Source organism: Dysgonomonas sp. Shenzhen-Wh21 (assembly GCF_043392705.1).
GTDB lineage: Bacteria > Bacteroidota > Bacteroidia > Bacteroidales > Dysgonomonadaceae > Dysgonomonas.
The window spans coordinates 1-7,417 of record NZ_JAIXHZ010000189.1 but is presented as its reverse complement, the minus strand read 5'-3'; the positions used below and the strand labels follow the sequence as shown (position 1 = coordinate 7,417).

General features: G+C 39.2%; 6 protein-coding genes. All 6 read left to right on the top strand.

The genetic code is table 11. The annotated features are described in order from the left end of the window. Nucleotides 1-776 precede the first annotated feature (776 nt). The 6 genes from ilvD (at nucleotide 777) to LDB17_RS13330 (ending at nucleotide 7,411) form a co-directional block, all read left to right on the top strand. On the top strand, nucleotides 777-2,606 hold the full coding sequence (ilvD, locus tag LDB17_RS13355; RefSeq protein WP_252637423.1) for a dihydroxy-acid dehydratase: 1,830 nt from the start codon (nucleotides 777-779) through the stop codon (nucleotides 2,604-2,606). 26 nt (nucleotides 2,607-2,632) lie between these two features. Next, a complete protein-coding gene (gene ilvB / locus LDB17_RS13350) occupies nucleotides 2,633-4,336 on the top strand; it encodes a biosynthetic-type acetolactate synthase large subunit (protein ID WP_252637424.1) in 1,704 nt (567 codons plus the stop codon). 68 nt (nucleotides 4,337-4,404) lie between these two features. Continuing rightward, nucleotides 4,405-4,962, top strand: coding sequence for an acetolactate synthase small subunit (gene ilvN / locus LDB17_RS13345; RefSeq protein ID WP_006843975.1), 558 nt, complete (start codon nucleotides 4,405-4,407; stop codon nucleotides 4,960-4,962). A gap of 24 nt (nucleotides 4,963-4,986) precedes the next feature. Next, complete coding sequence (locus LDB17_RS13340) at nucleotides 4,987-5,730, top strand: acyl-[acyl-carrier-protein] thioesterase (protein ID WP_252637425.1); 744 nt, start codon at nucleotides 4,987-4,989, stop codon at nucleotides 5,728-5,730. Between the two features lie 31 nt (nucleotides 5,731-5,761). Continuing rightward, nucleotides 5,762-6,808, top strand: a complete 1,047-nt coding sequence (gene ilvC / locus LDB17_RS13335; protein ID WP_135106081.1) for a ketol-acid reductoisomerase — start codon at nucleotides 5,762-5,764, stop codon at nucleotides 6,806-6,808. A 135-nt stretch (nucleotides 6,809-6,943) separates the two neighbouring features. Further along, nucleotides 6,944-7,411, top strand: coding sequence for a hypothetical protein (locus LDB17_RS13330; protein WP_393925074.1), 468 nt, complete (start codon nucleotides 6,944-6,946; stop codon nucleotides 7,409-7,411). Nucleotides 7,412-7,417 lie beyond the last annotated feature (6 nt).

Below are 7,417 nucleotides of genomic sequence, written 5' to 3'. Positions count from 1 at the left end.
AGCATAAAGATATCTATGTTAAAGGTTTGCAGGGTTCGTCAGCGTCTATGTTTGCTACAGCTTTGTTTCATAAGACAGATAGCTGCTATTTGTTTGTGCTAAACGACTTAGAAAGTGCGGGTATATTTTTGTGAGTCTCAAAAATCTGTTGTAGTATGGATAATTTTAGCACTGTAAAAAATTTAATTGGGATGCAAAATTAATAAAATTATTGTTGTGTTGTATTTGCAACGTGTTTATAATATGGATATAATATATAAATTTTATCAATCCTAAACATTTAATACCTCATATCAACTCAATGTAAATATTGCTCTCAAAAAGTGACAAACCACACAAAACACAACATACTAAATATAAATAACATACAAACAAAAGGTGACAAAAGTGACACTTTTTATAGAGGTTTTATACTGTCACTTTATACACACTCGAAAACCTCTACCATTAGACAATTTTACACGAATATTGTAACATCAATTACAAGTGCTGAAGCCGATCTATTAAGAGATATTTAATGACTAGTTTCCTAGTCAACTTAAAAAAAATGGGATAAAATTTGTTTTTAAAAAAAAGTTTATAACTTTGTGATCACTTTTATAGCGAAATAATGACAAATTGCTTTTTACATATCCTCAGTCTCATTGATATTCTCCTCGTCGGTCAGAATAAATGAGAAAGGTATGTATATTAAGTTAAGTATATAATAAGGAAATTAACATAGGCCTTTCTCATTCAATGGGAAAGGTTTTTTTTTAACTGTATGTATAATTGTTATGGGATTTGAATTAAGAAGTTCGACTAGTACACAAGGACGGCGTATGGCCGGGGCTAGAGCCCTATGGAGAGCCAATGGCATGAAAGAAGAACAAATGGGAAAACCTCTCATTGCTATCGTCAATTCATTTACTCAATTTGTCCCGGGACACGTACACCTTCATGATATAGGTCAGAAAGTAAAAGCAGAAATTGAAGCTTTGGGATGCTTTGCTGCCGAATTTAATACCATAGCTATAGACGATGGTATTGCCATGGGACACGATGGAATGTTATATTCTCTTCCATCACGAGACTTGATTGCAGATAGTGTAGAATATATGGTGAATGCTCACAAAGCAGATGCAATGGTATGTATCAGCAATTGTGACAAGATCACTCCCGGTATGCTGATGGCAGCTATGAGATTAAACATCCCAACTGTATTTGTATCCGGAGGACCAATGGAAGCAGGAGAGCTTGACAATAAACACCTCGACCTGATAGATGCGATGATAAAAGCTGCGGATGATACCGTTTCCGATAAAGAAGTAAACGCCATAGAACGTGCGGCATGTCCTACATGCGGATCTTGTTCGGGCATGTTTACAGCTAACTCGATGAACTGCCTGAACGAAGCCATAGGGCTTGCATTACCGGGCAATGGAACAATCGTTGCCACGCATGCAAACCGATCGAAATTATTCCAGGATGCTGCAAAACAGATTGTAAATAATGCTTATCGTTATTACAGAGACGGTGATGAATCGGTACTTCCCAGAAATATAGCTACCAAAACGGCTTTTCTTAATGCTATGACATTAGATATAGCAATGGGAGGTTCTACAAATACAATCCTTCACCTGCTAGCTATAGCACAAGAAGGCGAAGTAGACTTCACAATGGACGATATAGACAAACTGTCGCGCAAAACACCATGTTTGTGCAAAGTAGCTCCTAATACTCAAAAATACCATATACAAGATGTCAACCGTGCAGGAGGGATACTTGGTATTTTGAACGAATTGAATAAAGGTGGGTTGATTAATACTGCCGTTTCACGAATCGACGGACTTTCTCTTGCTGAAGCTATAGACAAATATGATATAACAAAAGCTAATCCGGAAAAAGCCGCCGAGGATTTATATAAATCAGCACCCGGAAATAAGTTTAATCTTGTAATGGGCTCTCAAAACAGTAGCTACGCTACTCTCGATACCGACAGAGAAAACGGCTGTATCCGCAGTATGGAGCATGCATATACCAAAGACGGAGGATTGGCTATACTGAAAGGTAACATCGCCCTGAATGGATGTGTTGTAAAAACTGCGGGTGTAGATGAAAGCATATTCAAATTTTCGGGAACAGCCAAAGTTTTCCACTCTCAGGATGCAGCATGTGAAGGAATATTGAAAGGCGATGTACAAGCCGGCGATGTTGTTGTCATCACATACGAAGGACCTAAAGGAGGACCGGGTATGCAAGAAATGCTCTACCCTACATCATATATCAAATCTAAGCATCTGGGTAAAGAATGCGCCCTTATTACAGACGGACGCTTCTCGGGTGGAACATCAGGTCTTTCTATTGGACACGTTTCTCCCGAAGCTGCATCAGGTGGCGCTATCGGCTTGGTTAAAGACGGAGATATTATAGATATAGATATTCCGAATCGTTCTATCGATGTACGCATATCCGATGCAGAACTGGAAGCACGCCGACAAGAGGAGCTTGCCAAAGGTAAAGATGCATTCAAACCAAATCGTAATCGTACGGTATCCAAAGCATTGCGCGCTTATGCAAGCATGGTTAGTTCGGCCGATTTAGGTGGAATAAGAATCATTGAATAATACAGCACAAAATAGAGACAAATATCATGGATAAAAATAAAATTACAGGAAGTGAAGCCCTTATTCAATCTTTGTTGAGTGAAGGTGTAGATACCATATTCGGGTATCCGGGCGGAGCCATAATGCCCGTATTTGACAGTTTATATCATTATAAAGATAAAATAAATCATATTCTTGTTCGCCACGAACAAGGTGCTACGCATGCTGCTCAAGGGTTTGCTCGCACTTCAGGTAAAGTTGGCGTTGCGCTGGTAACCTCGGGTCCCGGTGCAACCAATACCGTAACAGGAATTGCTGATGCAATGATAGATAGCACACCTATAGTTGTTATATCCGGGCAGGTTGCTTCTTCCTTACTAGGAAGTGATGCCTTTCAGGAAGCAGATGTAGTAGGCATTACACAGCCTGTATGCAAATGGGCATATCAGATTCGCAGAGCCGAAGATATCCCATCGGCAGTAGCTAGGGCATTCTATATAGCGTCAACAGGAAGACCCGGACCGGTAGTTCTGGATATAACCAAAGATGCTCAGTTTGGGCAAATGGATAAATCGGAATACAAAAAAGTTGATTTTATCCGTAGCTATCAGCCTAAACCCGAAGTAAAACTATCAGAAATGGAAGTAGCTGCCCAAATAATAAACAGTGCAAAAAAACCTCTAGCACTTGTGGGACAGGGTGTTATTTTGGGTGGAGCAGAAAAAGAATTGCTTGCTTTTCTCGAAAAGGCCGGCATTCCTGCGGCATCTACGGTATTGGGACTATCTGCCATACCCTCCGACCATCCTTTACAGATTGGAATGCTAGGTATGCATGGCAATGTTGGGCCTAATCAGAAAACAAACGAATGTGATGTACTTATTGGTATTGGCATGCGTTTCGACGACCGTGTAACGGGAGATCTTAAGACGTACGCAAAACAAGCAAAAGTAATCCACTTTGATATAGATAAAGCTGAAATAAACAAGAATGTATCTGTTACAGCACGTGTACTGGGAGATGTAAAGGATACGCTACCAAAGGTGACAGAATTACTAACTCCTGCCACGCATAGCGAATGGCTTGGAGAGTTTAAAGCATGTTACCAAAGAGAGTACGACGTTGTCATAGATAGCGAACTATATCCGACATCGGGACAGTTGAAGATGGGTGAAGTTATCAATAAAGTATCCGAAGCTACAAACCACGATGCTGTATTGGTTACGGATGTAGGTCAACATCAGATGATGGCTGTACGCTACTTCAAGTACAACCAAAGCCGTAGTGTGGTTACATCAGGAGGGCTGGGCACAATGGGCTTTGGATTACCTGCTGCGATAGGTGCAAAATACGGAACGCCCGATCGCACTGTATGCCTTTTTGTTGGTGATGGAGGTATTCAGATGACCATACAGGAGTTAGGTACGATCATGCAATATAACGTTGACGTTAAGATCATTATATTGAACAACCACTTCTTGGGAATGGTACGTCAGTGGCAAGAATTATTCTTTGATGAAAGATATTCTGAAACCCGGATGAATAATCCTGATTTTGTGAAAATAGCTGAAGCATACAATATTCCGGCAAAGAAGGTGGACGACCGCAATGAATTGGACGGAGCAATAAAAGAAATGCTGAATCACAAAGGCGCTTATTTGCTAGACGTACAGGTAGAGGTTAAAGGCATGGTTTACCCGATGGTTCCTGCCGGTACTTGCGTTACAAATATATTATTAGGGAACGAATAAGTTCATTATATTGATGAGATTCGTTAAATTTGAAACTGTCTAATATTACAGTTGTAAAAATAAATCTTATGCAAGATAAAACATTATATACGATAACTATATTTTCAGAGAATACCGTTGGTCTGTTAAGTCAGGTAACCAGTGTATTCGTTCGTCGTCAATTGAATATTGAGACTCTATCTGTTTCTGCTTCAGCCTTAGAAGGCATACATAAGTTTACCATCACAGTTTTTTGTGACGAAGATGTTGTAAAAAAGGTTGTACTTCAGATAGATAAGCGAGTAGATGTACTGAAAGCGTATTACAATACCGATGAAGAGCTTATTCATCAAGAAATAGCTCTCTATAAACTATCTACTCCCGATTTTCTTAAGATAGAATCGGTAGAAGAGCTTATCCGCAAACATAATGCGCATATTCTCGACATAAATGAAAACTGTGTTGTTTTAGAAAAAACAGGACACTATAAAGAGACTCAAGATCTATTCGAAGAACTGAGTAAAAGTATTGGGGTTCTGCAATTTATACGTTCGGGTCGGATAGCGATTACAAAATCGAAAGTTGAGAGATTAAGCGACATGCTAGCGGAGTTAGATAAAAGACATAAATCGCAAGACACAAATTAATATATCCATTCAAAACTATATTTAATGTTTGCTCCTATAGGAAGATACGAATTTACGATCGATGCATACTTAACCGATTTCAGAGGCAGAGCCACTTTGCCCATGATTGGAGGTTTTATGCTGCAAGCAGCAACAAAGCATGCCGATGAACGTGGGTTTGGATACTCATCAATGACTTCTCAGCAGCGAGTCTGGGTTTTGTCCCGAATGGCAATCGAGCTGTTCGAATATCCGAAAAACGATACTAACATGATAATCAAGACGTGGATTGTTAGTGTAAACAGATTGTTCACAGAGCGTCATTTTACTTTCGAAGACTCTGAGGGAAAAACAATGGGCTATGCGAGATCACTATGGGCTTCAATAGATCTTAAAACTCGTAAACCGACCAATCTGACAGAGCTGGATGGGTTGTCTGATTATATCTATACGGAAAAAGAATGTCCGATAGAGGGATTGAGCAAAATCTCAGCGTTGAAGGATGATTATGAAAAAGCGGATGAGTTTATTGTAAAATATAGCGATGTGGATATCAATAAACACCTGAACAGTATGAAGTATATTGAACATTTTGTAGATGTGTTTGATATAGATATGTTCAAGGATAAAGAAATCAGACGGATTGAGATAAATTATATATCCGAAGGGCACTACGGCTCCAAGTTGGATATATTCAAAAGAGAAGAAGAAGATTCTAATTTTATTTTAGAAATGAAAGACGGAGAAACGAGTGTATGCTCGACCCGTATTATATGGAAACAATTTTGAACCTAAATATTTTATTTAATAAAAACAAATTATGGCAGAAATGAACTTTGGCGGGGTAGTAGAAAAAGTAGTTACCCGTGAAGAATTCCCTTTGGAAAAAGCAAGAGAAGTATTAAAAAATGAAACCATTGCTGTTATCGGTTATGGCGTACAAGGTCCGGGACAAGCATTAAACCTTAGAGATAATGGGTTTAACGTAATCGTAGGACAAAGAAAAGGTGGCAAAACATGGGAAAAAGCAATAGCAGACGGATGGGTTCCGGGCGAAACATTATTTGATATCGAAGAAGCTGCAGCCAAAGGTACTATCATACAATATCTATTGTCTGATGCTGCTCAGATAGAAGTGTGGCCACGTCTTAAACCTTACCTGACTGCCGGAAAAGCTCTTTACTTTTCTCATGGGTTTGGTATTACATATAAAGAACGTACAGGAATTGTACCTCCTGCCGACATCGATGTAATTCTTGTTGCTCCAAAAGGTTCAGGAACAAGTCTTCGTCGCATGTTCCTCGAAGGTCGCGGTTTGAATTCAAGCTATGCTATCTTCCAGGATGCTACAGGTCGTGCATTCGAAAGAACTGTATCTCTGGGTATTGGCGTTGGTTCGGGATATTTGTTTGAAACAGATTTCAAACGTGAAGTATATTCTGACCTTACGGGTGAGCGTGGTACATTGATGGGTGCTATACAAGGTATCCTGCTTGCTCAATATGAAGTGTTACGTGAAAACGGTCACTCACCGTCCGAAGCATTTAACGAAACTGTAGAAGAGCTTACTCAATCTTTGATGCCTCTATTTGCAGAAAAAGGAATGGACTGGATGTATGCAAATTGTTCTACTACAGCACAACGTGGTGCACTAGACTGGATGGTACCTTTCCATGATGCAACAAAACCTGTATTTGCCAAATTATATTCAGAAGTAGCAAACGGTAATGAAGCACAACGCTCTATCGATACCAACTCTAAACCTGACTATCGTGAAAAACTAGAAGAAGAACTAAAAGCTCTTCGTGAAAGCGAAATGTGGCGTACAGGAGCAGTTGTGAGAAAATTGAGACCAGAAAATAACTAATTATTGATTTCAATATTATACGTATGAAGAGGCTGTTTTTATTCAGCCTCTTTTTATTTATTAGTCTATCTAACTCAAATTCTCTATCTTTGTTTTTTACGATTTATTATTAAGCTTAACACATATTTTAATCACATGAGAAAATTAACGATCTTATCACTTATTATCCTTTCCGCTATTATAACAACCCTTAGTTCCTGTTCGGGCTGTGTAAAACAAGCAACAAAAAAAGTTACAGAAACCGGTATAAATGCTATAGAAGGTGTTGCCGAGGCTGTAGACGAACACGGTGCCCGAGTTGGTGAAAAAGCAACAGATGCAGCAGGAAAACTTGCTGATGGTATAGGAAAAAGCCTAGACAGACAAATGAATGAGCATGCCGAAAAAGTAGCTTCGGTGATGGGTCGTACCTTGGTTCAGACAGTAGAAGGTCTGGATAAAGGAGCTACCGGGCAATATTATGATCCTATTTCATATAATGCAAATATTTGCACGGGTGTAAGTCTCGATTATTTAGGTAAAATCAAGTCTAAAGCTGTAGTAGATGCCTATTTTATCATCCAGTCCATTCCTTTTTCTGCAAATAGAGGCATCAAAGATTGAGTAAGC